Annotated in this window: 26 protein-coding genes; 8 read left to right on the plus strand and 18 right to left on the minus strand. The window is 58.0% G+C overall.

Features of this window, described 5'->3' with window-relative positions; translation table 11 throughout:
* Positions 1-28 precede the first annotated feature (28 nt).
* From sucC to ndk, 3 genes are all read left to right on the plus strand, one after another.
* Positions 29-1,204: an ADP-forming succinate--CoA ligase subunit beta gene (gene sucC, locus AC6IZD_RS04040; protein WP_497786399.1), complete on the plus strand. Its 1,176-nt coding sequence runs from the start codon at positions 29-31 to the stop codon at positions 1,202-1,204.
* Positions 1,205-1,207: 3 nt separating this feature from the next.
* Positions 1,208-2,086: a succinate--CoA ligase subunit alpha gene (gene sucD / locus AC6IZD_RS04045; RefSeq protein WP_497786400.1), complete on the plus strand. Its 879-nt coding sequence runs from the start codon at positions 1,208-1,210 to the stop codon at positions 2,084-2,086.
* Between the two features lie 102 nt (positions 2,087-2,188).
* On the plus strand, positions 2,189-2,614 hold the full coding sequence (ndk, locus tag AC6IZD_RS04050; protein ID WP_497786401.1) for a nucleoside-diphosphate kinase: 426 nt from the start codon (positions 2,189-2,191) through the stop codon (positions 2,612-2,614).
* Positions 2,615-2,673: 59 nt separating this feature from the next.
* On the opposite strand, the gene AC6IZD_RS04055 is transcribed toward ndk, so the two are convergent.
* Together AC6IZD_RS04055 and AC6IZD_RS04060 are read right to left on the minus strand one after the other, a co-directional pair.
* Positions 2,674-4,074, minus strand: a complete 1,401-nt coding sequence (locus AC6IZD_RS04055) for a pyridoxal phosphate-dependent decarboxylase family protein (RefSeq protein ID WP_497786402.1) — start codon at positions 4,072-4,074, stop codon at positions 2,674-2,676.
* A 42-nt stretch (positions 4,075-4,116) separates the two neighbouring features.
* Positions 4,117-4,791: an RNA polymerase sigma factor gene (locus AC6IZD_RS04060; RefSeq protein WP_497786403.1), complete on the minus strand. Its 675-nt coding sequence runs from the start codon at positions 4,789-4,791 to the stop codon at positions 4,117-4,119.
* A 143-nt stretch (positions 4,792-4,934) separates the two neighbouring features.
* Between AC6IZD_RS04060 and AC6IZD_RS04065 the strand changes: the two genes are divergently transcribed.
* Both AC6IZD_RS04065 and AC6IZD_RS04070 read left to right on the plus strand, forming a co-directional pair.
* Positions 4,935-5,372, plus strand: a complete 438-nt coding sequence (locus tag AC6IZD_RS04065) for a DoxX family membrane protein (RefSeq protein WP_497786404.1) — start codon at positions 4,935-4,937, stop codon at positions 5,370-5,372.
* Positions 5,373-5,396: 24 nt separating this feature from the next.
* A complete protein-coding gene (locus AC6IZD_RS04070) occupies positions 5,397-5,723 on the plus strand; it encodes a hypothetical protein (protein WP_497786405.1) in 327 nt (108 codons plus the stop codon).
* Between the two features lie 69 nt (positions 5,724-5,792).
* On the opposite strand, the gene AC6IZD_RS04075 is transcribed toward AC6IZD_RS04070, so the two are convergent.
* The 4 genes from AC6IZD_RS04075 to AC6IZD_RS04090 all read right to left on the minus strand — a co-directional run bounded on the left by AC6IZD_RS04075 (position 5,793) and on the right by AC6IZD_RS04090 (position 9,014).
* Positions 5,793-6,242: a VOC family protein gene (locus AC6IZD_RS04075; protein ID WP_497786406.1), complete on the minus strand. Its 450-nt coding sequence runs from the start codon at positions 6,240-6,242 to the stop codon at positions 5,793-5,795.
* A 155-nt stretch (positions 6,243-6,397) separates the two neighbouring features.
* Complete coding sequence (locus tag AC6IZD_RS04080) at positions 6,398-6,685, minus strand: putative quinol monooxygenase (RefSeq protein ID WP_497786407.1); 288 nt, start codon at positions 6,683-6,685, stop codon at positions 6,398-6,400.
* A 30-nt stretch (positions 6,686-6,715) separates the two neighbouring features.
* Positions 6,716-8,050, minus strand: coding sequence for an adenylosuccinate synthase (locus AC6IZD_RS04085; RefSeq protein WP_497786408.1), 1,335 nt, complete (start codon positions 8,048-8,050; stop codon positions 6,716-6,718).
* A 184-nt stretch (positions 8,051-8,234) separates the two neighbouring features.
* Positions 8,235-9,014, minus strand: coding sequence for an MBL fold metallo-hydrolase (locus AC6IZD_RS04090; RefSeq protein ID WP_497786409.1), 780 nt, complete (start codon positions 9,012-9,014; stop codon positions 8,235-8,237).
* Positions 9,015-9,109: 95 nt separating this feature from the next.
* Between AC6IZD_RS04090 and mutM the strand changes: the two genes are divergently transcribed.
* The 3 genes from mutM (at position 9,110) to map (ending at position 11,776) form a co-directional block, all read left to right on the plus strand.
* Entirely contained in the window at positions 9,110-9,919 is an 810-nt protein-coding gene (gene mutM / locus AC6IZD_RS04095; protein ID WP_497786410.1) for a bifunctional DNA-formamidopyrimidine glycosylase/DNA-(apurinic or apyrimidinic site) lyase, read from the plus strand.
* Positions 9,920-10,019: 100 nt separating this feature from the next.
* Positions 10,020-11,012 carry an ROK family protein gene (locus AC6IZD_RS04100; protein WP_497786411.1) on the plus strand — a complete coding sequence of 331 codons (993 nt, stop codon included), beginning with the start codon at positions 10,020-10,022 and terminating at the stop codon, positions 11,010-11,012.
* 23 nt (positions 11,013-11,035) lie between these two features.
* On the plus strand, positions 11,036-11,776 hold the full coding sequence (gene map / locus AC6IZD_RS04105; protein WP_497786412.1) for a type I methionyl aminopeptidase: 741 nt from the start codon (positions 11,036-11,038) through the stop codon (positions 11,774-11,776).
* A 54-nt stretch (positions 11,777-11,830) separates the two neighbouring features.
* Here map and hisC read toward each other — a convergent pair whose 3' ends face one another.
* From hisC to AC6IZD_RS04165, 12 genes are all read right to left on the minus strand, one after another.
* Positions 11,831-12,961, minus strand: a complete 1,131-nt coding sequence (hisC, locus tag AC6IZD_RS04110; RefSeq protein WP_497786413.1) for a histidinol-phosphate transaminase — start codon at positions 12,959-12,961, stop codon at positions 11,831-11,833.
* 123 nt (positions 12,962-13,084) lie between these two features.
* Positions 13,085-15,061, minus strand: a complete 1,977-nt coding sequence (locus tag AC6IZD_RS04115) for a pseudouridine synthase (RefSeq protein ID WP_497786414.1) — start codon at positions 15,059-15,061, stop codon at positions 13,085-13,087.
* Positions 15,062-15,204: 143 nt separating this feature from the next.
* Positions 15,205-16,683: an SMC-Scp complex subunit ScpB gene (scpB, locus tag AC6IZD_RS04120; RefSeq protein WP_497786415.1), complete on the minus strand. Its 1,479-nt coding sequence runs from the start codon at positions 16,681-16,683 to the stop codon at positions 15,205-15,207.
* Positions 16,684-16,713: 30 nt separating this feature from the next.
* Complete coding sequence (locus AC6IZD_RS04125) at positions 16,714-17,583, minus strand: segregation and condensation protein A (protein ID WP_497786416.1); 870 nt, start codon at positions 17,581-17,583, stop codon at positions 16,714-16,716.
* 3 nt (positions 17,584-17,586) lie between these two features.
* Positions 17,587-18,684 carry a tryptophan--tRNA ligase gene (trpS, locus tag AC6IZD_RS04130; RefSeq protein WP_497786417.1) on the minus strand — a complete coding sequence of 366 codons (1,098 nt, stop codon included), beginning with the start codon at positions 18,682-18,684 and terminating at the stop codon, positions 17,587-17,589.
* 195 nt (positions 18,685-18,879) lie between these two features.
* Positions 18,880-19,476 carry a hypothetical protein gene (locus tag AC6IZD_RS04135; RefSeq protein ID WP_497786418.1) on the minus strand — a complete coding sequence of 199 codons (597 nt, stop codon included), beginning with the start codon at positions 19,474-19,476 and terminating at the stop codon, positions 18,880-18,882.
* Positions 19,473-21,992 carry an AsmA family protein gene (locus AC6IZD_RS04140; protein ID WP_497786419.1) on the minus strand — a complete coding sequence of 840 codons (2,520 nt, stop codon included), beginning with the start codon at positions 21,990-21,992 and terminating at the stop codon, positions 19,473-19,475. Before AC6IZD_RS04140 ends, AC6IZD_RS04135 begins: the two co-directional genes overlap by 4 nt.
* A 2-nt stretch (positions 21,993-21,994) precedes the next feature.
* A complete protein-coding gene (gene lepB, locus AC6IZD_RS04145) occupies positions 21,995-22,798 on the minus strand; it encodes a signal peptidase I (protein WP_497786420.1) in 804 nt (267 codons plus the stop codon).
* 27 nt (positions 22,799-22,825) lie between these two features.
* Entirely contained in the window at positions 22,826-23,722 is an 897-nt protein-coding gene (gene lepB / locus AC6IZD_RS04150; RefSeq protein ID WP_497786421.1) for a signal peptidase I, read from the minus strand.
* A gap of 42 nt (positions 23,723-23,764) precedes the next feature.
* A complete protein-coding gene (gene rnc, locus AC6IZD_RS04155) occupies positions 23,765-24,496 on the minus strand; it encodes a ribonuclease III (protein ID WP_497786422.1) in 732 nt (243 codons plus the stop codon).
* Between the two features lie 69 nt (positions 24,497-24,565).
* On the minus strand, positions 24,566-25,435 hold the full coding sequence (locus tag AC6IZD_RS04160; RefSeq protein ID WP_497786423.1) for a tetratricopeptide repeat protein: 870 nt from the start codon (positions 25,433-25,435) through the stop codon (positions 24,566-24,568).
* A gap of 15 nt (positions 25,436-25,450) precedes the next feature.
* Positions 25,451-26,875 carry a tetratricopeptide repeat protein gene (locus AC6IZD_RS04165; protein WP_497786424.1) on the minus strand — a complete coding sequence of 475 codons (1,425 nt, stop codon included), beginning with the start codon at positions 26,873-26,875 and terminating at the stop codon, positions 25,451-25,453.
* Between the last annotated feature and the right edge of the window lie 73 nt (positions 26,876-26,948).

Raw genomic sequence — 26,948 nt, forward strand, 5'->3', positions numbered from 1 at the left:
GTAAGAATCCACGTATGAGAATTCAACTATGAAAATTCACGAGTATCAGGCAAAAGCAATCCTCGCGAAATATGGGGTGGCGGTTCCTCGGGGCGAGATGGTGGAGTCGCGTGAAGCAGCAGAGCGTGCGGCCAAGGACCTGTTGAGCGCCGGAGCAACGGGAATCGTGGTGAAAGCGCAGATTCACGCAGGCGGCCGGGGCAAAGGCGGCGGCGTGAAGCTGGCAAAGACTTACGAGCAAGCCAGTGAACTCGCAGGACAGATCCTGGGCATGCAGTTGGTGACGCACCAGACAGGGCCCGAGGGAAAGAAAGTGAACCGCCTGCTGATCGAGGAGACGTTGCCGATTGCAAGCGAACTGTATTTGGGAATTGTGCTCGATCGCGCCGTTTCGCGTCCAGTGTTTATGGCTTCGAAGGCGGGCGGCATGGAGATTGAGGAAGTCGCAGCGAAGGATCCGGATGCGATCGTGAAGGAGTATATCGATCCAGCGCTTGGGTTCAGGGCTTTCCAGGCGCGCAAGGTGGCATTCAAACTAGGCCTGAAGCCGGAACTGATTGCGCCCGCGACGAAGTTCATGATGGCGCTCTACAAGGCTTACGAAGAGACGGACGCCTCGCTGTTTGAGATCAATCCATTCATCACGACCACCGATGGGCGAGTGTTTGCGCTTGATGCCAAGGTGAACATCGACGACAACGCGCTCTATCGCCACGCGGACATCAAGGAACTGCGCGACATCAGCGAAGAGGACCCGCTGGAAGTCGAAGCAAGCAAGTACAACCTGAATTACATCAAGCTGGACGGCACTGTGGGCTGCATGGTGAACGGCGCCGGATTGGCGATGGCGACGATGGACATCATCAAGTTTGCTGGTGGCGAGCCTGCAAACTTTCTGGACGTGGGCGGCGGAGCGAACGCAGAGCAGGTGACGCACGCGTTCGAAATCCTGCTGGCAGACAAGAATGTGAAGGCCGTGCTGATCAACATTTTCGGCGGCATTCTGAGGGTGGATACGCTGGCCAATGGCGTAGTTGAGGCCGCACGAAAGACGAACATCCAACTGCCGATTGTGTTGCGCCTTGAGGGGACGAACGTCGATAAGGGGCGCGAAATTCTGCAGGCGAGCGGATTCAATTTCATTGTGGCAAATACCATGAAGGACGCGGCGGAGAAGGTTGTTGCCGCGGCGGCGGGGAGGTAAGCAATGAGCATACTTGTGGATCAGAACACGAGATTGATCGTTCAGGGCCTCACCGGCCGCGAAGGCACGTTCCACGCCAAGGCGTGCTCCGATTATGGAACCAAGGTTGTAGGCGGAGTGACTCCGGGAAAGGGCGGAACCAAGCATGAAGGCTGGCCCGTATTTGATACCGTGCAGGACGCGGTGCGCGAAACCGGAGCCAATGCCACGGTGATCTTTGTGCCGCCTCCGTTCGCGGCTGACGCGATTCTGGAAGCGGTTGATGCTGAGATTCCGCTGATTGTCTGCATAACGGAAGGTATTCCGGCGCGCGACATGGTGACGGTGTGGCGCTACATGCAGGACAAGAAGTCGCGGCTGATCGGGCCGAACTGCCCGGGCATCATTTCGCCGGGAAAATGCAAGATTGGCATTATGCCCGGAAATATTCACCGTCCGGGAAACGTGGGCATCGTCTCGCGCTCAGGCACGCTGACGTATGAGGCGGTGCACCAGATTTCGCAACTCGGAATGGGGCAGTCAACGGCGATTGGAATTGGCGGCGATCCGATCATCGGCACGAATTTCGTCGATGCGCTGGCGCTGTTCAATGAGGATCCGGAGACCGAGTCGATCATCATGATCGGCGAAATTGGCGGTACTGCGGAAGAGACTGCGGCGGAGTACATCAAGGCTCATGTGAAGAAGCCTGTGGTGAGCTTCATCGCCGGTCAGACGGCGCCTCCGGGACGCAGAATGGGACATGCGGGAGCCATCATCAGCGGCGGAAAGGGCACGGCGGAAGAGAAATTCAAGGCCCTGAAGGCTGCGGGGGTGCACATTGTGAAGACTCCGGCGCTGCTGGGTGAGACCCTTGTGGAAGCGCTGGGGGCGAAACGCTAAGACGAAACTGTTAAGCTGTTATGGGCGGTGTGCGGCTGGCTAGTGTGGCAGCCGCCCGCACCGTAACGATAAGAATCTGTCAGGGACAATTCAGGGATAAATATGGACACCTTGCAACGTACACTTGCCATCGTGAAGCCCGATGCAGTAGCCAAGGGCGCAGCCGGCGACATCATCGCCAGCATCGAAGGAGCCGGATTCCGCATTATCGGGATGAAGATGCTCCACCTCAAGAAGGCTCAGGCCGCCGCGTTCTACGCGGTTCACGTAGGTAAGCCGTTCTTCGATTCGCTGGCTGCCTTTATGACTTCGGGGCCGGTAGTCGTGCTGGCATTGGAAAAGGCAAACGCGATTGCCGATTGGCGCAAGCTGATGGGCGCAACGAATCCGGCAAACGCTGAGCCGGGAACGATTCGCAAGAAGCACGCCGAGAGCATCGAGAAGAATGCTGTTCACGGCTCGGATGCCGAGGATACGGCGCGCTTTGAGCTGAGCTTCTTCTTCTCCGGATACGAACTGGCGAAGTAGTTGTTCTGGTTTTCAGGCAAAAGAAGAGTCCCACACCGACTAGGATGTGGGACTTTCTTTTAGGCGAGGATTTCTTTCGCAGCAGCAAGCACTTCGCTGACAACCAGCAGCACGTCTTCTTCTGTCGTTCTGTGATTCACAACGCAAGCCCGCAGTGCAAACTTTCCATGGATGGTTGCGTTCGACATATACACCTGGCCGCGTCTCACTACTTTGTCGAGAATTGCGCGGTTCAAGCGATCGAGGTCGCCGGGTTCACCGACGTAGCGGAAGCAGACGGCGCTGAGCGCAACGGGAGCAAGCAATTCGAGTTGTGATTCACTGTGGATGGCGTCGGCCAGGACGTGCGCGAGGTGCAGGTCTTCACGAATGGATTCCTGGAACGCGCGCAGACCGTGATATTGCAAAGAAAGCCAAAGTTCGAGGGCGCGGGCAGGTCGCGACAGTTCGATAGATTCTTCGAAAAAGCAGAAGCCCTCGACAGGATCATTGGTGAGCGAGCGTGCGTAGTCTCCAGAGTGGGAGAATGCGCGCTGGGCCGCCGCGGGATCGCGATAGAGCAGGCATCCGCAGCCAGCGGGTTGGTAAAGCCATTTGTGAGGATCGAGCGAGAGCGAGTCGGCGCATTCAATGCCGCGGAAAGCATCCGGAATGGCGAGCGCGGCGAAGGCACCATAAGCGCCATCCACGTGCATCCAGAGACCGAATTCTCTGCAGACTTCGGCGATGGCCTGCAACGGGTCGATGCTGCCGGTGGCAGTGGTTCCGGCGCTGGCGACCACGGCGATTGGAAGCTTGCCTTCGCGCAGGTCTTGAGTGATCTGTTCGCGCAACTTATCGCATTGCATGCGGAATGCGCCATCGACCGGAATGAGGCTGACGGAACTGTGGCCGAGTCCGAGCAGAGCGGCTGCCTTTGCAATTGACATGTGGGCTTCGGTCGAGCAGTAGATGACACCACCGCGAACTCCAGTATCATTCGCAGGAGCCTTGGCTTCGCGGGCCATGCACAATCCCATGAGGTTGGCAGAGGATCCACCGAGAGTGAGGCTTCCGCTGAAGCCTTCGCATCCAATGGCTTTTGCAAGCCAGCGAACAACCGTGCGCTCAAGAGTGACGAGCGATGGAGCGGAACGCCAGGCGGTGGCGTTCTGGTGCAGAACGGTTGCGGCAAAATCACCGAGCGCCGAGATGGGTTCGCCTGAGCCGAAAACGTAACCGAAGAATCGGGGAGAAGCAGGCCGCGAATTCTCGAAGATAGCGGGTAGTGAATCGAACGCCGCGCGACCGACCCCATCCCATGGAATCTCGCTGCTGAAGAGGCGTTCGGTGTCTTTTCCGTTAATACCAGCAGGATACGACGGTAGCTGTGGGAGCTTGTCGAGGTAGTCGGCTGCGAAATCGCTAAGGTCGTGGGCCAGCTGACGGAAGGATTGAGATGACAGGTCAAGAGATCGCATTGCGACCTCCATGTTACACGCACGCGTGGCCGGTGCTGCAAGCTACGCGATGACGACTTGTCGCATGACGTTACTGGTGACACGATCGCAACGAGGCGCGAAGAATTGAAATGCCATGCTGCTGGTTGCGCCAGCGCGGGCATAGAGTTCTTTCCGGAGCAGGGCGCGGGCGCGATGCAACCGAACTTTGACGACGGTCTCCGAAACACCGAGCGCATCGGCGGCTTCGGTGGTGCTCATGTCCTCCACATCGCGCATGACAAGCATGGTTCGGTAAGTTTGCGGCAGTGCGAGTATTCCTTGCTCGATCAGAGTGCGAGTCTCGTGCAAAGACGCCTCCTCCTCGGGGCTCGACGACGTACTAGGCGGGATGTCCATCTCCGGCGAGTTATCGAAATCCACGTTCTCCACGTGCTTGCCTTCGCGTATGCGTGCGAGTGCTTCGTTGATGGCGATGCGCGATAGCCAGGTGGAAAAACTGGAGCGGCGCTCGAAGGTCGCCAGATTCTTGTAGGCACGCAGGTATGCTTCCTGCATGACGTCTTCTGCCTCGCTGTCGTCGTGCAGAATGGAACGCACCAGACGATAGACCCTCTGGTTATAGCGCCGGACCAAGATTTCGTAGAGTGCCGGCGTTCCTGCCAATACTGCGCCGATCACCTGCTCATCGGACCATGCTTGTTGCACTGTTGCAGTCACATTGGGGACGCTGCTCATTGTCGCCTCGCAGTTATAGAGTCCACCAGAAGGCAAAAGGTTACACGGTTACTCTCATCAGCGACAGAAATGCGGTTGGCGGAACTTATTCGAGCGCTGTAACCAAATTGCGAAGGCCACACTCTATGCGCTGGAGGGAAGGTATGGGATTTGATTCTCGATTGAACAACACGTGGTGGGTGCTGCGAATTGGTTTGGGGCTGGGGCCGATCCTCGCAGGGCTCGACAAGTACTTCAACCTGCTAGCGAATTGGGAGATGTATCTGAATCCGCTGGTGCCGCGACTCCTGCATGTGTCCGCGACCACATTCATGCACGTCGTCGGAGTCGTGGAGATCGTTGCGGGAGTGCTGGTACTGACCCGGTTCACGCGATATGCAGCCTACCTAGTAATGGCGTGGCTCATCTCAATTGCCGTGAATCTGGTGAGCCAGGGAGCATTTTTCGACATCGCCGTGCGGGATATCGAAATCTCGCTGGGTGCGTTCGCTCTGGCGAAGTTGACCGAGGTTCGAGAGCAGGCTGCGGTGGCGCATTCGGCGGAAGAAACACATAGGCCGAAGGTTCGCGCCGTTGCATAAACACTTCTGAGGTGGAGGAAGGTGATGAAGATACTTCTCATGACGGCTCTAGTGCTGTCGAGTGTCGCAGCGCATGCCGAGACATGGACGAACGTTCCGCTGGTGGACAGTTCCTGTGCTGCGCAGGTGAAAGCAAATCCAGATGCTCATACACGCGACTGTGCGCTGCAATGTGCACGGTCCGGCTATGGGATTCAGACAAGTGATGGACGTTTTCTGAAATTCGACAAGAAAGGGAATGACGAGGCTCTGAATTTGCTGAAGGCCTCAAACAAGAAGGACCACCTGAGAGTGAATGTGGACGGCGATGTGAAAGGCGATACGCTCGCCGTCAAGACAATTTCATTTTGAGCGGACGTGTGGCGGATGGAACCCCACGCTAGCCAGAGGCAGGCAGAGCGTGGGGAGCATCTCAGAAATCTAGTTGCCGACCATCTCCTTCACACGCTCTTCGATCTGTTCGGGAGTGAGGGTTTCCTGCGGAGTGCTGAGTCCCCAGCCGTGCCCGAATGGGTCGATGATGTAGGCGTAGCGGTCTCCCCAGAAGGCGTCGGAGGGAGGCATCTTGGAGGTTGCGCCAGCGGCGACAGCTAAATCGTGCGTCTTGTCGGCGTTGTCGACGGTGAGCTGTAGCACTACGGAAGTTCCGCCGTAGTGCTCGGGTGAGCGAGCTCCCATCTCGGGAAACTCGTCGTTAACGAAGATTTTCATGTCGCCAATGATGAGTTCGGCGTGCATGACGCTGCCGTTCTTGCCGCGCATGATGGGACGTTCCTGCCGCGCGCCGAACACCTTCTGATAGAAGGCGACGGCCGCGTCAGAATTCTTTACTGTGAGTGAAGGAATGATGGTCGGGCGGTTCTTGTCCATCCTCGTGATCCCCTTTCAGGCGAAAAAGTCTAGCATGGCGGGAAACGGTAGAACTGCCATGAATGTTAATTTCGCGAGCAGCAGAACTGTGTACTGGCCTGAAGTGAAGCAACTACGCCAAAAACGAACAGAACGTTGGGTGGGCCACCTGTGAACTAGATTACGGGCACAAAGAGTTCGCGAGTGCGAGAGTCGAGCAGGTTGTCGATTCCGCCTTTCACGTAGCGTGCGAAATGCGGTGAATTGCGATGCGCTTCGAGTGCGGCTTCGTCAACGTACTGCTCGTAAAAGGCGAAGTTCAGAGGATTGTCAGTGGATTGATGCGCAATGTATTGCAGGCATCCGGGCTCTTTGCGGGTTTCCTGAGTCAAGGTGCGGAGGAGTTCCTTGAACTCCTCCACCTTGTCAGGTTTCGCCGTCATGTGAACGATCAGGACGATCATCGAATCTCCCTTACGCTCGTTTCGATGCAGTTACTTCTTTAGCATTGCAGAGAATTCATCGACGAAGATTGTCTGATCGCGGTCGGGGCCGGTCGAGACCATGCCAATCTTTGCGTTGGATTCCTTCTGGATGAAGCGGAGGTAGTCCTGCGCTTTCTTCGGCAGCTTATCGTGCTCGGTGGTGCCGAAGGTGTTCACCTGCCAACCGGGGAGGCTGTGGATGATCGGCTCGATTTTGCGATAGCCGGAATCCTGCGCCGGGATCTCTTCGGTTTCCTTGCCATCGATCTTGTATCCGACCACGACAGGAATTTCCGCGAGTTCATCGAGCACATCGAGCTTGGTAACCACGAGCCATTCGGTGCCGTTGATCATGTTGGAGTAGCGCAGCAGCGGCAGATCGACCCATCCGCAACGACGTGGGCGTCCTGTAACGGCTCCGTATTCGTTGCCCTTCTTGCGAACGACTTCGCCAAGTTCGCCTTCAATTTCAGAGGGGAACGGGCCTTCACCTACGCGGGTGCAGTATGCCTTGGTTACGCCGATGACGGTAGAGATCGAGGTCGGCGGTACACCTGTGCCGATGGAGGCTCCGCCGGAAGTCGCCGAGGACGAGGTTACGAATGGGTACGTGCCATGGTCGATGTCGAGCATCGTGCCCTGCGCGCCTTCGAACATCAGGCTCTTGCCGGAGGCAATTGACTTATTGAGCAGCAGAGCAGTGTCGGCGACAAAAGGCGCAATCTCGTCGGAGATTTTCGCGTACTGCTCGTACATTTCTTCGGGATCGATTGCTTCGCCGTTGAATAAGGCGTGAGCGATGGTGTTTTTTTCCTGGCACGCGTTATCGATGTGCTTTTTCAGCAGTTCCTTGTCGAGCAGGTCGGCGACGCGCAGACCGCGGCGGGCCATCTTGTCTTCGTAGGTGGGTCCAATGCCGCGCGAGGTGGTACCGATCTTGACGCGTCCGGGAGCGTTTTCCGCACCGAGTTCAATCATGCGGTGATAAGGCAGAATAACGTGGGCTCGGTTGCTGATGAACAGATTGGGAGAGGAACCGTTGTCTCCGGGACCCTGGACCTGAAGGCCAGCGCTACGCAAGGAGTTGACTTCCTTCATGAGCGCGAATGGATCGAGGACAACGCCATTGCCAATCACGGCCTGGGATTCCTGGCGGAGAATGCCGCACGGAATCAGCTGGAGTACGAATTTCTTGCCGGAGATGGTGACGGTATGTCCCGCGTTGTGTCCGCCAGCATAACGGGCGACAACATCGAAGTTGTCCGAAAGCACATCGACAATCTTTCCCTTGCCCTCATCGCCCCATTGGGCTCCGAGAACGACCGCGGTTTTAGCTTTGCTCACTCTTGTCTCCAAACACACGCAGACGATGCTGCGGAAATGCGCACACAGGCGTTCGTTTTGAGAGTCTCAGGCGGAGAGCCGGAAGGATTCCTGACCAGGCTGTGTACGAGAAATTCTACCGTATTCGCACCCCATCGCAAAACGGCGTCGCGACACCATTCGACCAGTCACCCATGAAGACGCGTTAAATCTCTATCTGAATGGGACGGCCAAGCTCCGGCCAGCGCAGTCGATCGGTCATGTCGGCAGCAGCAAATTCGCGTGCAATCTGCTCGCGGCCTTCTGAAAAGTGCTGCCAGCCTTCGAAATGCAACGGGATGATGCTGGCTTTGGGGAATGCGCGTGCGGCTTCTACGGCCTCCGTGGCAGTCATTGTCAGGTGAAAGGGGCCAACTTCGGTAACCCGCGCAGCTCCAAGATTGAGAATCGCAGCCTTTGCAGGAAAACGTGATGCCACTTCAGCTACGCCTTCGAACCAGACGGTGTCGCCGGAGAAGTAGGACCCGTGATCCGGCGAGTCTGCGGCCGAGACGGCAAACCCGATCACCGGACCTCGATCCATGTTTGCCGGGCCGTGACGGGCGGGTGTGGCCAGGACACGGACACTCGTGCCGTTCTGGGCAGGCAGATCGTAGGTCTGCCAAGACTTTAGGCCAATACTATTGCCGCCAAGTCGCGTGGCACCAGCATCAGTGGTGAGTACAACTTTTGCGGAACTGAGAAACTCACGGCCAGCGCGGTCGAGATTGTCGAAGTGGTGGTCGTGGCTGAGCAGTACGCAATCAACAGGACCGATGCTCGACGGGGTGAGGGCTGGCCCGGTGAGCTTTCGAAGGGTAGCTGGGCCAGATGGGTACTCGTCAGGTGCAGGATCAAAGGTCGGATCGGTGAGGAAGCGGATGCCGCCGAATTCGATTAATGCGGTGGGACCGCCAATGTGCGTGAGCAGGAAGTGATCGGCCATAATCGACTCGCTTTCTGTAGGCCTTGAATTGTACTCCTGGGAGGACGGGCTATTCCGAACCTAGCGGCCTCGGGATCTTGCGTTACACTTGCGCCATGCCTGAACTGCCCGAGGTGGAAACAATTGCGCGCGGCCTGCAAAAGGCCGTAGCGGGAGATCGGATCGAAGAGGTTTGGATTGGCGATAAGTCGAACCTGTTGAAGTCTCCGGCGACGGAGATCGCACGTGTGCTCACAGGCGCGGAAATCGTGGCATTCCGCAGGGTTGGCAAGCATCTGGTCGGCGATTTGGAGTCGAAGAAGGGCCCGGCGCAGTGGGTGATTCATTTGGGAATGACCGGACGCTGCCTAGTGTGCGATCCGGACGCGGAGATTGCAAAGCACACACATCTCATCGCCACCTTGAGGTCGGGCCGCGAGTTGCGCTTCGTCGATCCGCGAAGATTTGGAAAGCTGCAGGTGCTGGAAGGGAAGCAGTTTGCAGCAGCGGGTTCGGAGCCGATCGCGGCGGACCGCGAGAAGTTTGGGCAGATGTTCAGAGGGCGCAAGACGCCGATCAAAAGCGCACTGTTGAACCAATCTCTGCTGTCGGGGATAGGGAACATCTACGCGGATGAAAGTTTGTTTCGAGCAGGGATAAGGCCGAGGCGAAGAGCGGCTTCGCTGACGAGGGCCGACCTGTTGCGGCTATACGACGCAATACAGGAAGTGCTGGCCGAGGCGATCACTGCCGGAGGATCGTCGGTTTCGGACTACGTCGATGCCAGCGGAGACAATGGGTGGTTCCAGTTGCAGCACAGGGTTTACCAGCGCATGGGCGAGCCCTGCCTCGTTTGCGGCACAAGCATCAAACGAGTAGTGGTGGCGGGACGCAGCAGCCATTACTGTCCGCACTGCCAGAAGTAGGTGGTTGTGCGCGAAGCGTTGCGTCTCCCAGGTTAACGCCCAAAGAAAGGGCGCGAACCTGGGGCACCCTGTCAGATAGATCGAAAGGACCCTGCCGGATATGCCCTCCTATGCAATTGGAGTTGACCTGGGTGGAACGAACCTGAGAATTGCCGCAGTGGACGAGGGCGGCCATCTGCTCTCGAAAACAACTCTCGGGACGGAGGTATCGCGAGGCCGCGAGCATGTAGTCACGGAGTTGACGCGTGCAGTGGAGGAAATGCGGGCGAAGTACAAGGGCGAAGCGGAACTGCGCGGCATTGGAGTTGGGGTGCCGGGGCTGATCGATATGGAGACGAGCCAGGTTGTGAAGTCTCCGAACCTGCCGGGCTGGGAGAATTTCGATGTCAAGGGCGATATCGAACGGCGGCTTGGAACCTCGGTGATCCTGGAGAACGATGCCAACGTCGCAGCATTGGGCGAGCAGTGGCTGGGCGCCGGACGAAACGCGGAAAGCCTGTGCATGTACACGCTGGGCACGGGCGTGGGCGGCGGGTTGATTCTGAACGGCAAGTTATGGCGCGGGTGGAACGGCATGGCGGCCGAACTTGGACATTGCAATGTTGAGCCGGAAGGGCATCCGTGCCAGTGCGGAAGTCATGGGTGTGTTGAGCAGTATGCTTCGGCAACAGCAGTGATGCGGATGTCGCGCGAGGCAATGAGAGGAGGAGCGGCAACGCGGTTGCAGTCACTCTCGGAGAAGGATTTCAACTCGCGCATGGTTTACGAGTTTGCAATGGCCGGTGACACGGTGGCCAGAAGCGTGTTCGAGCGCGTTGGGAGAGCGCTGGGATTGGCAATTGCGAGCATGATCAATGCGATGAACATTCAACTGTTCGTGATCGGCGGTGGCGTGTCGAGCGGTTGGGATGCGTTCGCCCCTGCGATGTTTCAGGAGGTGCGACGGCGGTCGTACATCTTCGACCTGACTACAGGGGAAGATGGAAAGGGACGTAGCGGGCGACAGAGAACTACCGTGATAACGCGAGCGATGCTGGGTGGAGATGGCGGACTGTACGGCGCGGCGAGGCTGGCGTTGGTTTCCAACGCGTAGAATGGAGATTGGGAGGAGTGCAGATGTCGATCGAAACTGCTGAAGAACTGGCAGCAATGGAGCTGGCCGGCAAAGTTACACGGGCCGTGTTGGATGCAATGAAGGCGGCGGTGAGACCAGGGATCAGCACTCGCGAGTTGGATAAGGTTGGCGAAGCTGTGATGCGGCGGTTGGGTGGCAAGTCGGGGCCCAAGTCGGTGTACGGCTTCCCGGGACAGAGCTGCATTAGCGTCAACGATGAGATTGTGCATGGAATTCCCGGGAACAGGAAGCTTGCGCATGGCGACCTGGTGAAGCTCGACGTTACGGTGGAAGTGGGCGGATTCATGGGAGATGCCTGCGAGACAGTGATAGTGGGCGAAGTATCGAAGGTTGAGAGAGAGTTCGTGGATTGCGCACGTCGCGCATTCGCTGCAGGCTTGGCACAGGTGCGTCCCGGAGCGAGGGCTTACGACATCGGCAGAGCTATTCAAAAGGTAGTGGAAGGCGCTGGTTACTGCGTTGTTCGCGAGCTCGCGGGACATGGCATTGGACGCACAATTCATGAGGAGCCATGTATCCCCAATGAGTTTGATCGGCACTGTGATGACGTCCTTACGGAAGGACTGGTGTTCACGATTGAGCCAATCATTGCCATGGGAACTTCGAGGTCGGTGACGATGAGGGACGGCTGGACGATCCGGACGCGCGATCATTCGCTCGCTGCGCATTACGAGAACACGGTGATGGTGACAGCCACAGGAGCACGCTTGCTCACGGCATAAGCAGCAAGACAACGGGAGAAAACAAAAGGCCACCTGCTGCGGTGGCCTTTGTTATTAGCGGACTTGAGCGCCCTTGGTGACGTTCTTCAAGGCTTGAATGAAATGGCGATTCTCTTCGGGAGAGCCGATGGTGATGCGAATCGCGGTGCGCGCACCCCAGCCTCCGGTGAGAGGACGGATGATGATGCCCTCCATTTGCAGGCGGCGTCCGAGGGCTGAAGCATCTTCGCCGGTTTCGACGTAGATGAAATTTCCCCAGCTCTCGATAGGCTTGTAACCCATTTCGCGAAGCTCACGCGTGAGCCATGCAAGTTGCGCGGAGTTGTTGCGCATCGATTTTTCGTAGTGCTCGCGGTCATCGAGCGCAGCGAGGGCTCCGGCGTCGCCGACGCCGTTCACGATAAATGCCGTCTTGAGACGGGCAATGTAGCTAATGAGTTCGGCAGGCCCCATGCCGTATCCAACACGTGCGGCCGCAAGCCCGTAGGCCTTGGAGAACGTGCGTAGAACGATTACATTGCGCTCCTGCCGAACGTAGTCGAGCGAGTGCGTGTACTCAACGCCGCGTTCGCGGGCGAGCCAGTCGGCGTACTCGAAATAGGCTTCGTCGAGCGCCACCACAACATGGTCAGGGAGCCGGTCGAGGAAGCGATCCATTTCGGCGGCAGGGATCATCGTGCCGGTCGGGTTGTTGGGATTGGCGATGAAAATGAGCCGTGTGTTGGAATCGATGGCGTCATAAATGGCGTCGAGGTCGTATCCGTCGTTGCGAGTCGGCACCTGTCGTAGCTCAGCGCCAGCGGAGCGCGTAACGATGGGATAGACGATGAACGAGCGCTCACTGGTGATGGCGTTGAGTCCCGGAGCAAGCAGCGTGCGAGCGGTGATGTCGAGCAGATTGGTCGAGCCCGCCGTGACGATAAGCTGGTTGGAAGAAAGGCCATGGCGCTCAGCAAGGCGTTCGCGAAGCGCCACCATGTCGTTGTCCGGATACAGATTGACCGAGCGAGATGCGGCCTGCATCGCAGTAATGGCGAGCGGAGAAGGACCGAAAGGATTCTCGTTCGATCCGAGTTTGATCATCTTCACGCCTGATTCGGCTTCTGCCTGCTGAATCGGCTTCCCAGGTACATAGGCGGCCAGAGCACGCACACGCTCCGGCACTAATTCCGCAAATTTACCCATGAGTGGCCTCGTTGAATTGCACCGAACATTCTAGAACTGGTTGGATAAGTTGGGTACACCTTGTTGCAACGTTGAAGCGCCCCGCCTATTGACGGGGCGCAGACCAGCTTTTAAGCAAGCAGCCTATTCGGGACGGCGTCGAGGTGGACCAGAGGGGCCACGACGATTACTTCCTCCGCGAGATGGCCCTGAGGGGCGGCGCGGACCACCTGAACTGGGGCGGCCGCCACGCTTGAAATCTCCAGCGCCAGAGCGTTTGAAATCACCGCCACCACTGCGCTTGAAATCACTACCGCCGCCTCGCTTGAAATCTCCGCTGCCGCTGCTGCGTTTGAAGTCACCGCTGCCAGAGCGCTTGAAATCGCTACTGCCACTGCGTTTGAAATTTCCGCCGCTGCCTTTGAAGTCTCCGGTTCCCGATCGCTTGAAATCGCTTCCGCTACGACGTTTGAAATCGCCACTTCCGCGCTCGAAATCGCCTTCGCCACGTGCGGGGCCAGGCTTGCCTGGACCACGAGAGTATTTGCGGTCGCGGGTGAATCCACCCGGTTTCTTGTCGAAACCGCCGCGCTCTTTCGAATATGGGCGGTCGCCATAAGGCTTGCGCTCTTCGAAGTCGTGGGTATTATCACTGCCGAGGTCGCGATGCTTGCTGGGCTTAACAAACTTGGGTTTGGTAAAGCGCGTGAACCCGAATTTGCTCCCTCCGGAAGCGCCGCGCCTTTCCGGACGTTCCTCCGAACCCCCTTGGCGCGTGAAGCCGTCTTCGCGTTTCGCAAACCCGCCTTCACGCTTCGCAAATCCGCCTTCACGCTTCGCAAATCCACCTTCTTGGCGCTTTGCAAAGCCGCCTTCTCGCTTCTGGTAACCGCCTTCGCGGCTGGCGAAGTCTCCTGAAGGTCTGCGGCTGAAACTACCGGGCTTGCGGTCGAAATCCCCTTCCGGCTTGCGACCGAATGGCCGCTTGGGCCGGTCTGCGGAGTCTGCTGTGCGCCTGGAATCGAAATCTGAGGACTGGCGCTGATACGGGCGTTTTGCGGCGAAGCCGCTGTCTCGGCGCTCTTCGCGGTCGAACTCGGGACCACGGGGGCGGCTGAATCCGGTGCGCTCGCCCGTATTCCTTGCGAAATCTCTGCGAGGTGGGCGCTCGGTGCTGGGACGAGTTGTGCGGAATGCAGCGCCAGATGCAGGGGCAGTGGCTTCGGCACTAGGATTGCCGCGACGTCCCTTCACGAAACGCGCAGCGTCAATGCGAGGCTTGTGCTCGGGGCGGTCGTCCTTTCGCTTGGCCTTGAGGGGCTTGGGCTTGAACTGTGTTTCGAGCGACTTGCGTAACTGGTTCACCTCTTTGGGCGTGAGGTGGCGGAATTCGCCGGACTCAAGATCCAGTGTGAGCGAGCCGTAACGTATGCGCTTGATTTTTTCGATGTGATAGCCGATCTGCTCGAACATGCGGCGGATCTGGCGGTTGCGGCCTTCGGTCAGAGTCACCTCGTACCACGGGTTTTCCTGATCAACGGCAAGCTGGATGACGGCGGGCTGGGTGCGAACAGCGAACGAGCGACGCTCAACGCCGGGCTGCTTCTTGCCACGCACTCCGGTCAAGCCGGGCTCCGGCGGCAGCATAATACCGTCGCGCAGACGGTCGATCTCTTCTTCGGTGGGCTTGCCGCTGACCTTGACCATGTACGTCTTGGCGACGTGTGAGCCCGCCTTGGTCAGCTCGGCCATGAGGTCGCCATCGTTGGTTAGGAGCAAGAGACCTTCGCTCATGTAGTCGAGGCGGCCAACAGGGAACACGCGCTCTTCGACATCCTTGAGCAGATCCATTACCGTCGGTCGGCCTTCGGGATCGCTGACGGTGGTCATAACGCCCTTCGGTTTGTAGAGCGCGAGATAGACGTGGCGCTCGGGACCTCGCAGCAGCTTTCCATCGACACGGATTTCGTCGAGGCGCGGGTCCGCCTTAGTGCCGGGCTCGGTAATAACGTGTCCATTCACGGAGACGACTCCGGCAGCAATGAGTTCCTCGGCTTTGCGGCGCGAGGCGAGCCCTGCGGCGGCTAATATTTTCTGTAATCTTTCCGGTTTTGGTTCCATGAACCCACAGCCTTTCAATCAATCCGTTCGCCATCAGGCGATCGTCAATAGTATCGCGTAAAAGAAATCAGGGGGCATGAACCCCCAATGGCTTTCGCCATTGCGGGTGCTCTCGGCGGCCCCTGAGAAGATTCCCGAAATTGCTATCTGCCGATGGGGTGCTCGGTTTCGGGGGCATTGCTTGGCTCAGTTTCCGAGGGCTGGCTGTCGGGTTCTGAGGATGCTTCTTGTGGAGCCACGGTATCTTGCGCCGCAGGCTGTGGTGTTTCAGACGCGGGCTGACCTGATTCCTCAGCTTCGGTCTGAGTAGCCTCGGGCTGGGCAGGCTGCGCTGCTGATGCCTCGGGCTCTGGGGAGGTGGCGGCTGCTTCGCCTTTGCTCTCTGGAACTGATTCAGTCGTGCTGGCAGCTTCGGCGGGCTTTGTGCCCGGTTCGAAGAGAGACATGCTCTCCTTCGACTCGGACGTGATCTCAATGCCATCGGCGGCAAGTTGCGAGAACTCTTCCATGCTGGGCAATTCGCCAATGTCGTTGAGGCCGAAGCGCAGAAGGAACTCTTTGCTGGTCTTGTACTGCATCGGGCGTCCGATGACCTGCTTGCGTCCGGCAGTGGTGATCAGCTTGCGGTCAAGCAACGTGCCGAGAACACCGGCAGATTCGACGCCACGAATATCGGAGATTTCCGGTCCAGTGATCGGCTGTTTGTAGGCAACGACGGCCAAGGTTTCAAGTGCGGCGAGCGACAGACGGATCGGCGGCTTCAGGCTCTTGGCAAAAGCGCGAACGACATCATGATGCTCGGGCTTGGTGGCCATGCGGAATCCACCTGCGACCTGACGAACTTCCATTCCGCGGTCTTCGCTGGCGTAATCGGTGACGAGTTCGACGAGAATCTCGCGAAGCCGAGTGCGAACAGCCTTGTCCTCTGCAATTTCCTGCTCGGTCTTCTTGGGTGCACGCTTGCGGGATGTGCCCTCAGGCGCAGAAACGCTGGCCGATTCCGCAGGGGCGGGCTCAGCAGGGGCAGCCTCGGTTGGGGCAGGCTCAGTGCTGGCTGGCTGTTCAGTAGCAGTGGCGTCCGGAGAAGCAGTATCGCTGCTCGGAGACACGGACTCTTCCGCTTCTGGAGCTTGTTCTTGTGCAACTGTGGGCTGCTCTACAGGCGTGCTAGTGCTCTCAGGCTCGGATGTTTCTGTGTCAGTTAATGATTCTGAAGCAGCAGAAAGGGTCGTGCTAGTTTCGTCCGCTGAGTTGGCTGCTGGAACTTCTGCTTCAGGCTGTGCTTCATCCGATGTTGCTTCTGCGGTGACTTGCGCGTCCTCGGAAGGAATCTCCGCAGCAGTCTGAGCCTCTGCATTGGCGCCCGCAGGCATGAGTGGACCGGGTTCGGGGCTGACGTGGTTACCGTTCCCATTGCCGTTGGAAAGCTCCGGCATCGCGGTGCTTTCGCTATTGGTAGCGGCTTGTTCTGCGACGGCAGCTTCGGCTTGGAGTGCGGCCTCTTCTTTGGCGGCAGCAATGTCGGCGAGGACGGCGTCCTTCAACAGTGCAGACATCTGCTCCAGAGTGATTGGTTCTTCGGCCGCGTAGATGATGGCCTCGACTTTTGCTTTCAAACTCATCGTGACTCGCCTGTTAGGAAAAGAACTTATCTACTGCCAGTCGTCTTTTACGGCACTGCTTCCCTCATCCACCAGGCGGTCAAATCCGGTGGACTTTTTGAGGACGACTTCGCCAAAAACATCATCCTGCCTACAGACGACAGCCTGCAAGCGGATCATTTCCAGTATTGCCAGGAACGAACAGATCAGCGCCTGACGCGACCGCAGGTGACGCAGCAATCGCTTCAGCCGAATGGGGCGATCTTCGACCATGAGTCGCCGCCGGACGTAATCGATCATCTGGCCGACTGTGACCGCTTCCTCGTTGACCTGTAGGCTCGGGCGATTCTTCGCGCGTTGCAGAATACTCTGGAAAGTCTTCACCAGATCGATGACATCGGCTGCAAGCTCGGGTTCTGTGCCCTCGGCGTTTCGGAACTCTTTGAGCGCTGGGTTGGTGAGCACCGCCTCTTCGAGCTGTTGTTTCTGCAGGAGCATTTGGGCAGCCTGCTTGTAGCGCTCGTGTTCCAACAGCCGATTGACCAACTCGATACGAGGATCCTGCTCTTCGGGCGGAGCATCGGGGTCCCTTGGAAGCAGCATCTTGGACTTGATCTGGATGAGCAGCGAGGCCATGTAGATGAACTCGGCGGCCAGATCAATGTCGAGATTGCGGATGTGCTCCACGTAGCCCAAGTATTGCGCCGTGATCTTCGCAATGGGGATGTCGTAAATATCGATATCCTGCTTGCGAATGAGATCAAGAAGCAGATCGAGCGGCCCGTCGTAAACGGTACCCACACTCACCGAAAAGGGAAACGCATCGGCTGGCAGTTGCGGGTTCTTGGCCGCGTCCTGCTTGCCTTTCGCCGCTTCGGTTCCCTTGGCGGGAGTTGGTTGCGTGGTGGGCTGGTCGCTCATCCGTTAGACCCCAATCTTCTCCGATGCCGGGTAAGCCAGCGACATGCTCATCGACTCGCGCACCTGCTCCAGCGTTTCGTTAGCAGCATTGCGGGCACGCGCTGAGCCAGCTTCGAGGATGTCCCATGCGCGCTTCGGGTTCTGCTCGTATTCGTGGCGGCGTTCCTGAATCGGGTTCAGGATTTGCACGATATTGTCGGCAGCCCAGCCCTTGCACTCGATGCAGCCAATACCAGCGGTCGTGCAACCCGCATAAACTTTGTCCAATGTTTCCTTGCTGCTGAAGATTTTGTGCAGGTCTCCCACAGGGCACTTGTCGGGCGAACCGGGATCAGTGCGGCGGATGCGGGCCGGGTCTGTAACCATGGTCTTGAGCTTCTTGCGAACGTCGGGCTCGGGATCGCTGAGCAGGATGGAGTTGCCGTAAGACTTCGACATCTTGCGTCCATCGGTGCCCGGAAGCTTCGCGGCCGGGGTGAGCAACGGTTGAGGCTCAGGGAACACGGCTATGCGCTTCTCTTCCGGAAGCGAGCGGTCGGCTGGGAATTTGCGATCCTGATCGAGCCAGTAGAACTGGTTGAAGCGACGCGCAATCTCGCGAGTGATCTCGACGTGGGCGACTTGGTCCTCACCAACCGGGACGTAGGAAGCCTGGTACATGAGGATGTCGGAGGTCATCAGGACGGGATAGCCGAGGAACCCGTAGGTGTTCAGGTCCTTTTCCTTCAGATTCTCCTTCTGCTCCTTGTACGTCGGAACGCGCTCAAGCCAGCCAAGCGGGGTCATCATCGAGAGCAGCAGGTGCAGTTCGGCGTGCTGCGGCACGTGGGACTGGATGAAGATAGTCGCATGCTCGGGATCGAGCCCGGCGGCGAGCCAGTCAAATGCCATTTCGAGGATGTTGTCTTTTACGCGCGAGGTGTCGGCGTAATCAGTCGTCAGGGCGTGCCAGTCGGCGACAAAGAAGAAGCAATCGTAGTCATTCTGGAGCCGGGTCCAGTTCTGCAGGGCACCAACGTAGTGGCCAATGTGCAGCTTTCCGGTCGGTCTCATGCCGCTGAGTACGCGGCGGTTCATCGGGTGCTTTGTTTCTGCCGACATCCTTCTCTCTCGGGGAACCCTTCGGATTGGGGAGAATCCGGTGGGAAATGGGCTGGCCAGCGCGGCCAAACCGGCGGGCGGCAGACACAATCCGGCTGGTCGCCAGAATCAGTCTGCGATATGCCCGAAAGCTTGATACTAACACGGCAGGAGCAGGAGTTCTCGCCGGAATGAAACCCGTTTGCCTGCAGTGAGTTAGCGCTGGGTCACGGTGACCTGATCCGATCCAAGGATGGCAGAATCGATCCGGTTATGCAGGGGGAACGTGGATTCCATGCCGATCGAGCGGCCGAAGCGCGGACGAAGATAGTGGTTGACGAAGTATTCGAGAGCGAATCGGGGCACCTCGACGCCATCAAACGCCACGGATTCAACACGCACGGAGCCGAGTCCATTCACGGCTGAGGCTTGGGCCTCGACCTGCACGTGGTGGCGTCCGGTAAAGAGCGAGAGAAGGGGATTGTTGCGGGTTCGGCTCGCAGTAAGACGGTCAAAATCTACGTCGGCGTCGCCATGGATCACCGCAGGCTGGCTCCTCAAGCGCACGTTATAGACGCCATCGGGCAGTTGGACTCCACCTTCGTTGATGTAGGCATTGCATTCGAAAGCGGTCAGTACGGTGGGCCGGGGATTCGGGTGCGGACTGCGACCGTTATTTCCAATCCAGTTGAACTTACGTTCGGCGCTCTGATATGCGACGGAATGATGCCGTTGGACCTGAGCAACAGAGAAGGTGAGACAGGATGCCACGGCCAAGAGCAGCAGCATCCTCCGGTACTGAAGAAGTTTCATCTACGCCTTGCTTGAGTGGGCTGCGGAGCCGATGGAGTACTCAGTTGCGGCTTCAGCAGCGTTCCTGAGACCTTCCATGTGGCACCGTTCTCCTGTGTAAACTCCAATGCCAGCGCTAAGTCGCGCGAAGCGGTGCCGGTGAGGCGATAATTGCCGCTTGGCGTTGCCCATTCGCTGCTGGAGATGGTCCAGCCATCTTTACCGAGAACGGCTTTGCCGTCCCCTGAACGTACCCGCAACGGGCTGTGGCCGTCGGGAGAAATGCGCAGGGTGCCTCCAGTCCAGTTGAAATCGGTGTCGGCTCGGGCAGACTTGGCCAGAGCGTCAGAATCCCATCCGGACATCGACATGTTGTATCGAAGTGCGAGTGTACCTGTTCCCAGCGAGGCTTTCAGAATGGGAGCGAGCTTATCGATCTGGATGCGTGCGGCGGTTCCGTTGCTTTCGTACTTCGGCTCGTTTCCCCGGAAATCAATCTTCCAATCCGACGAGACTATGCCTCCTAACATGTCGGCGCGAGTATTGCTAAGTTCGAGCACTCCGTTCGCGACCTTAACGTTAGTTTCGAACGCGGAGCCCGCGGTTGTGCCCAAGGTCAGGCGATGCGCGGTGAAGTGGCCAGTGGAGCGAAGGTTGGCCATCACGTTGTTTTCTTCACCGGAACCAAAGAGGCGATACCACGGACGCTTCTTCAGGCGAGGGTTGAGAACTTCGTTCCAGCGCTCGGGGTTCAGATCGTCAGTGCTTAGATCAAACGTCGATTGGCAGGCCGAGTATCCATCGCACATGCGTGGGAAGCTCGCGGCACCCGCAAGAGTGATCTTGCCAATGTTGGCCGACGCATTACGCAGGTTCAGGCGATCGCGATCAAGATCAAGGTGGGCAGAAGCGATTTCGACAGGAACAGAAAGGCCGGGGACTTCGGCGCGTGCATTCTTGATCTGCGCCGTGCCGGTGACTTCCGGAGCCACAGAGGCCAGCCATGGGCCGCCGATTGTGATGTCGATGGTGGCAGGTCCCACAACAGCGATCTTTGGACTTCCGACACCCGTGGCGCGAGCAAACTGCTGCAGGCGCTCTAGTGTTGCATCACCCTTGATGTGAAATGCATAGTGATCGCCGTCAATGGTGCCGGTCGCAACTGCCGGAGCCGCAGCTCCGAGGGGCAAGTCGAAGTTCTGAACAATCAATGCGCGAACTGGAGCTTGTGCCGGAACTGTGGCGCGCCCTCGGCGCTTAGTCTGAGGCTGAATCGCTTGGTCGGTGTTGACCATCCCCACTGCCTTGGCTACAGCAAGGTCCTTGCCGAGAACAGAGGAGTGCACGACTAGATCATTGACGACCATATTGCCGATCCAAGAGGAGGGCACATCGTCGGTCAACCGCTTCGCGTGGAAGGACGCCGAGACGGAACCCTTCGCCGTGAGGTCGTCCGGAAGATCGCGCTTGGCACGACGCGCAAGATCGACCAGCGCGTTTGCCGGGAGGTTCTCGGCGACAATTCCAACGTCGTAATGAGGTGAACGCAGTCCCTGCATGCTTCCCTTGACGGAGAGCAGTCCGCCTTCGAGCGGGAGGCGGCAATCGGTGTTCTGGAGAAGGTTAGAACTGATATTGAGTTCGCCGGAGCAGGTTGCGTTGAGGTTGGCAGGGCTGCCGCTGGAAATGTCGTAGCGGCGGAAATCCTGTAGCTTCGCAGCGGTAGTGAATTGGAGGGCAGCGGGGCTTCCGTGGAACTCGACGTCGGTCTCAAGTGCGCCGCGCCAGCCTCGATCCTCGCCGTAAATGAGGCGGGTCAGGTTGCCGAGTTGTACTCGTTCCCAGGTAAGACTGCCCTTCATGGGAGCATCACGCAACAACGTGGCTCGCTGCACGGTGGCTTCCGCCTTTACGGTGCCTGTGTCAGTCACAGGCATATCGGTGCGAACAGGATGGGCTTCGAGACGCATGCGCCACTGGTTTTCAGCGGGACTCCAAAGGCTGAAGTCGGCATCGGTGAAGGAGAAAACGCTCTTCTCAAGGCCGTACTTGAAGTTGATCCGTCCATTGGTGGCTTCGATGTAGGGGAAGCGAGTGCGGGCTTGCGATCGTGCCGTGGTAGGAGCGGCTTGGGTTCGCGAAGCTTTCCAGAGGAGGGATTCGAGATTCCAACTTGCGTCCTGGCGCTCGACAAGGTTGAGGCTTGGATAGTTCAGGTTGAGACGAGCGATTTCAAGGCGTCCGCGCCAAAGTGAAGTCAAGCGCAGTTGGGCGGTGACTTCCTCGGCGTGCAGGATGGATTCGGCGCTATAGGCCGGATCGTCACCCACAACCACGTTTTCCATGAAAAAGCCGGGTTGAGGGAATAGCCGCAGTTCGATGGAGTCGGCGGTGACAGGGCGTCCGAGAGCATTGCTCATCGATGCGGTGACGCGGCCTTTGTATCGGCTGACATTGATGAAAGGGGGCAGCACGATCGCAATCGCAGCTGCCGCCACGGCAATTAGGATTCCACGACGAATAATTTTACGGGTCACGGTTAGCGTACCAAATGCAGCATACGCGACCAGCGGGTTTCGTTGAAGAAGTGAGTGAGGATATGGAAGAAGAATCCGACACGATCTCCCACATTCGTCTTCGTGTACTGATCATCCGGCGTCTGGAAGGACCAGTAGATGAACATCGGGCGTCCTACGACGTTCTCACGTGGAATGAAGCCCCAGTAGCGGCTGTCGTAGCTGACGTCGCGATTGTCGCCCATGCCGAAATATGCGTTTGGCGGAACGACGATGTCTTCACCCTGAATGTGATCGGGCAAAGTCAATTGCCACTCCGGCGCCAACTGGTCTTCGCGGCCTGGTGCCACGGCAGGGAAGTTCTCCCGATACGGTGTGCGCAGCGAAGGATCGGTGTGAACGACATAAGGCTCGTTCTGCGGTTGACCATTGAGGAATACTTGGCTTCCACGAAGGTGAATGTGGTCTCCGGGCACCCCGATTACGCGCTTCACAACGAATAACCCCGGCTCGGAGGGCGAGACAAATACGACGATGTCGCCGCGACGAGGATCGCGGTATGGAATGATCTTGTCGATAAAGCTGGATTTGGGAGCGAGTCGCACGCGATCGACGAAGACGTGATCGCCGATCAGCAAGGTGCCCACCATGGACGAGGTTGGAATTTCGAAAGCCTGCATGCAGAAGGTGATGATGAACAGGCCAATGACGAGTACCGAGGCGATGGACGCGATGAATTCAGGCGTGGTTTCTTTCGGCTGTTCGGCTGCCTGCTTCTCGTCGGTTTCTTTTGCCAACTCTTTTTCTTTTGCTAGTTCTTTCGCCAACTTAGTCCAATCCTGATCTGGCCGGCGTCATGGCGCGAGGCGCAGAATCCGCTGCCAACGCAAATCCTCAAACACGTGGGAGATGCGGGCGCGTAGAGTCAAAATTTTACCATTCGCAAGGCTTGCTGCAGGAGCATCATCGTCGTCTCCAGCCTCGACAATGCTGAAGTAGATCACCATCGGACGCCCGATGATGTTTTCTCGAGGTACAAAGCCCCAATAACGACTGTCTAAACTCTGGTCGCGATTGTCGCCCATAACGAAATACTGGCCGCTGGGAACAATCAATTCGCCGTCCTCGACCAGAGTGCGCATCCGGTTAGCCCAGTCAATGGTCACATTCTCATTGATCCAGTTTCCACGCGGAAAATTGTCGCGGAACTCGTCAGGGAAGTGCTCCTTGAAAACGACATAGGACTCGTGCAAAGGGCGCCCGTTGACATACACGTGCCCGCGGATGAGGTGAATGCGATCACCTGGCAGTCCGATCACGCGTTTCACAAAGTGCTGCGAAGGATCTACGGGATACCGGAAAACGACAATGTCTCCACGGTGAATGTGCCGATAGGGAAGAACGGACTTCCACATTCCGCCTGGGCCAAAGCGCGTCTTATCCACCAGCAGGTAGTCGCCGACGAGCAGAGTGTTTTCCATTGAACCCGAGGGAATTCGGAACGCCTGCACCACAAAAGTGATGATGAACAACGCAATGGTGAGCGCCAGCAACCCAAACTGCACGTGCGGCAGGACGCTCCAGTCGATCGGTGAGGCGGTGGGCTTGGCTGACGGTTGGTCCTCCTGCGGTTGCGGCGCCGTTACACCGGATTCAGGGGCGACGCCGGGCAGGGCAACATCGTCGGGGGCGAGCGAAGGCACTTGGCCGGACGGTGATGGATTTGTGTTACTCAGCTCTTGCTCGCTCATTCTAAAACCGACTGGTGAACTCCATTAAGATGCTGCCCCAGGCTATGCGTTTCCGAGGTCTTGAAGTCGTTCAAGCGCCTTTTGCGCCGCAAGCTGGCCAGCGGCCTTCTTGCTGTTGGCCGTGCCCTCCGTAGCGAACTCAGTTTCGTTGCCCGGATTGAGGACGATTACCTTCATGGTAAAGGTTTTGCGATGATCTGGCCCATTCTCGGCAATCATTTCGTAGCGCGGCTCTGGGCGTCCACTGGCCCGAAGCAATTCCTGTAGCCGCGACTTGTGGTCGGCAACAAGGATTTCGTCCTTCGACTTTGAAAGACGCTCCAACTCGGGTTCCAGGATGCGTGAGAGAACAAAGGCCCGGGTCACATGGATGCCACCATCGAGATAGAGGGCGGCCAGAACCGCTTCGACGGCATCGGCCAGAATGGCTGTCTTGCGGCGTCCGCCACTTTTCTCTTCGCCTCTTCCCAATCTCAGATAAGTGCCAAGCTGCAGGCCGGTAGCGCAGTGCACGAGATGGTTTGCGTTTACGAGATGGGCGCGCAATTTGGACAACTCCCCTTCCTGATACGAGGGGAAGCGCTGGAAAAGTTCCTGGCTGGCAATAAATTGAAGCACGGCGTCGCCGAGGAATTCGAGTTGCTCGTTGTCGCGTGCCTCAGACGAGTTTTCACGCGCAAAAGAACTATGGGTCACAGCCTGTTCGAGCAGTTCGCGGTTGGCGAACCGATGGCCAAGCTCCTGCTCGAGATTGTCTAAAGGGAGATGCTTCATAGAAAGGCGTTTTACTGTGAGATGAAATCCCGCACCCTGAGTCGCAGAGTGCGGGATCCTGAATCGAGATTACTTCTTTGCAGGTTTCGCGGTGTTCATCTTGTCTAAGCGAGACTTTTCCTGCTCCGCGAGTTGGCGAATCTGGGTGCCAGGAGTTGAAGTGGCGATTGCCTTATCGACGGCCGCCAGTGCCGCCGTGGGATCGCCGCTCTTGTCCTGAGCCACGGAGAGGCGCAGCCAGACAACGCTGTCCGTATGATCCTTCTCCTCGGCAATGGCCGCGTTGTATTCCTTGATCGCAGTGGGGTAGTCACCCTTCTTGAACGCTACGGTGGCGAGCACTTCGTGGGCGGTGCCGCGAAGCTGCGCCAGCGCTGCGGCGAACTGCTCGGGCGTCATGCTGCTGGGCTGGGGGACCTGATCCGCGTGTTCCAGCGCATTGAGCGCATCGGTGTTGGCTTCGGCAAGGCGATCATCGCGATCCAGATCGTTGTCGTGAGTGCGCTCGGCCAGCATCTGGCCAGCGGTGAGCAGGGCAACCGGATTGTTGGGATCGTACTTCAGGGTCGCGCGAGCCATCTCCAGCGTCTTTTCGTAATTGTTCGTCTGCTGGTAGAGTCCCATGGCCTGCTGGAACAAGAAGGGACGAAGCTCACTCTCAGGATATTTCTGGGCAAAGTCGATTGCCGCCAGCTCAAGCTTCGCCGGATCCGTTTGGGATGCAGCAGCCTTGTAGGCGTCGTATTCGGCTTGTGACTTCGGCGCAGGCGATTTTGCTGCGGTGCTCTGAGGTGCCTGCTTGGTCGGTGCGGCGGCGTTGGGTGTGGTCGCCGGCGTCGGGGCGTTCGGAAGATTGCCTTGTTGCTGCGATAGCGCCATCGCGGCGGTAGCGGACAACAGGAGCGCAGCCGTGCTCATGAGGATTTTTGCTGTTTTCAAAGTCGTTCTCCGTTTCTAGTCAGTGGGACGCTTTGCAGGTGCTTGATAAGCCTGCTGCAATCCCTTTTCTGCAGCCGCCTTCAGTTCGGGTGTGCCGGCTTCGGCTGCGTTCATTGCTGCGCGATAATGTTCGACCGCCTCCTGGCGATGTTCCTGAATATCCAAGATGCGTCCGAGGTAGATGTGCGACCAGCCTTTTATTTTGGTGTCGTTGGAAGAGGCGGCGGCACGTTCGAAATAGCCCTGCGCGGAGCCGATCTTGCCCTGAGCGATGGAGACGCGGGCCAGCACGAACAGCGCACGTCCCTGGTCTTCCTGATTCCGTAATGCCTGCTGCGCGTAATTCTGCGCTCCGTCTAGATTGCCACTGGCCAGAGCACGGTCGGCGAGGTCTACGAGCAGGTCGCGGTGCTGGTTCTTGCGGACCAGTTCGGGGGTGCTGGATTTCAGGAACGGAACCTTGGCCGCGAACTTCTCCTGCTCTTCCAGATTGATGTCGTGTAGCCAGTCGGCATAAGACTGGTCGAAGCCTACCTCGTCGCCTTCAAAGGTGCCCAGTTTGTCGAAGAAGTACTGGGTAAGAATGAATCCCTGGCGGGTAGAGTTCCACGCCAACTGCTCCTTCGCCTTCAGGTCCCCTTTGCTGCCACCGAGTGAGCGAGCTTCAATCGCCTTTATGAGGGATTCCGTTAGCAACAGTCCCATGTCGAAACGGTAGCTTTCGTCGAGCGGAGCAGATTTCACGTAGTCAAGCAGCGGCGACAGGCGTTGAAGAGTCGTGCCGCGGGCCAGCACCTTCGCGTCGAGGATGTAGTGCAGATAGGCGTGGCGGATGTCGTCTATGCGAATCTTTCCATCATCGGTGGGCGAAATGACCATGTAGTAGTCGTCAGAATAATTGCGCGAATTGACTTCGCCAGGCGCGGCAAGCGGTTCGATGTAAACCACGAACTCATGCTTGATGTAGCCGCTCAGATTGCGCTTGAGGTAGAGATCAGTCGAAACCAGCGTATCGCTGACTGGCTTGTGGAAGCGCCGGATCAGGGCGTCGTATTCCGGACGATGGTGCTGCCAGATCGCGTTCAAATCCACAGTCTGGCTGAAGCGCTGAACCAGCGGCAGGAAGCCCAAAACAAAGATGGCGTCCGGCGGAAGGCTGCTCTCCGGGGTTCGCAACTGGAGCTTTGCGTCATCCTGCAAATTCAGACCGAGCGAAACGTAGTTGGAGAGGGTGCGGGCAGCGGTGTCCTGCTGGTGATCCTGATAGAAGGCGCACATGTTTCGGAGAGCCGTCTGTGCTTCTTGTGATTGCGCGGCCTTCAGCACTTCGGCGCGAACTTCTTTGCGTACCGGAAGCGATTGGGACAGATCTGAGTCATAGCCGCAGGCATTCACGGCTGCCATCACCGAAAACAGCGCCTGGCTCGTTTCCACGCTCATGCGAGGCGTTTGCTGGGCCTGGGCCGAGAGCGAGAGCGTAGCGCACAATGCGAGAACGATAAAAAGGCGGGTT

It is taken from the genome of Koromonas humicola (genome assembly GCF_059726255.1).

Coding starts and splice junctions, on each gene's coding strand:
- sucC (WP_497786399.1), top strand. CDS start 29: ATGAAAATTCACGAGTATCAGGCAAAAGCAATCCTCGCGAAATATGGG.
- sucD (WP_497786400.1), top strand. CDS start 1,208: ATGAGCATACTTGTGGATCAGAACACGAGATTGATCGTTCAGGGCCTC.
- ndk (WP_497786401.1), top strand. CDS start 2,189: ATGGACACCTTGCAACGTACACTTGCCATCGTGAAGCCCGATGCAGTA.
- AC6IZD_RS04055 (WP_497786402.1), bottom strand. CDS start 4,074: ATGCGATCTCTTGACCTGTCATCTCAATCCTTCCGTCAGCTGGCCCAC.
- AC6IZD_RS04060 (WP_497786403.1), bottom strand. CDS start 4,791: ATGAGCAGCGTCCCCAATGTGACTGCAACAGTGCAACAAGCATGGTCC.
- AC6IZD_RS04065 (WP_497786404.1), top strand. CDS start 4,935: ATGGGATTTGATTCTCGATTGAACAACACGTGGTGGGTGCTGCGAATT.
- AC6IZD_RS04070 (WP_497786405.1), top strand. CDS start 5,397: ATGAAGATACTTCTCATGACGGCTCTAGTGCTGTCGAGTGTCGCAGCG.
- AC6IZD_RS04075 (WP_497786406.1), bottom strand. CDS start 6,242: ATGGACAAGAACCGCCCGACCATCATTCCTTCACTCACAGTAAAGAAT.
- AC6IZD_RS04080 (WP_497786407.1), bottom strand. CDS start 6,685: ATGATCGTCCTGATCGTTCACATGACGGCGAAACCTGACAAGGTGGAG.
- AC6IZD_RS04090 (WP_497786409.1), bottom strand. CDS start 9,014: ATGGCCGATCACTTCCTGCTCACGCACATTGGCGGTCCCACCGCATTA.
- mutM (WP_497786410.1), top strand. CDS start 9,110: ATGCCTGAACTGCCCGAGGTGGAAACAATTGCGCGCGGCCTGCAAAAG.
- AC6IZD_RS04100 (WP_497786411.1), top strand. CDS start 10,020: ATGCCCTCCTATGCAATTGGAGTTGACCTGGGTGGAACGAACCTGAGA.
- map (WP_497786412.1), top strand. CDS start 11,036: ATGTCGATCGAAACTGCTGAAGAACTGGCAGCAATGGAGCTGGCCGGC.
- hisC (WP_497786413.1), bottom strand. CDS start 12,961: ATGGGTAAATTTGCGGAATTAGTGCCGGAGCGTGTGCGTGCTCTGGCC.
- AC6IZD_RS04115 (WP_497786414.1), bottom strand. CDS start 15,061: ATGGAACCAAAACCGGAAAGATTACAGAAAATATTAGCCGCCGCAGGG.
- scpB (WP_497786415.1), bottom strand. CDS start 16,683: ATGAGTTTGAAAGCAAAAGTCGAGGCCATCATCTACGCGGCCGAAGAA.
- AC6IZD_RS04125 (WP_497786416.1), bottom strand. CDS start 17,583: ATGAGCGACCAGCCCACCACGCAACCAACTCCCGCCAAGGGAACCGAA.
- trpS (WP_497786417.1), bottom strand. CDS start 18,684: ATGTCGGCAGAAACAAAGCACCCGATGAACCGCCGCGTACTCAGCGGC.
- AC6IZD_RS04135 (WP_497786418.1), bottom strand. CDS start 19,476: ATGAAACTTCTTCAGTACCGGAGGATGCTGCTGCTCTTGGCCGTGGCA.
- lepB (WP_497786421.1), bottom strand. CDS start 23,722: ATGAGCGAGCAAGAGCTGAGTAACACAAATCCATCACCGTCCGGCCAA.
- rnc (WP_497786422.1), bottom strand. CDS start 24,496: ATGAAGCATCTCCCTTTAGACAATCTCGAGCAGGAGCTTGGCCATCGG.
- AC6IZD_RS04165 (WP_497786424.1), bottom strand. CDS start 26,875: ATGAGCGTGGAAACGAGCCAGGCGCTGTTTTCGGTGATGGCAGCCGTG.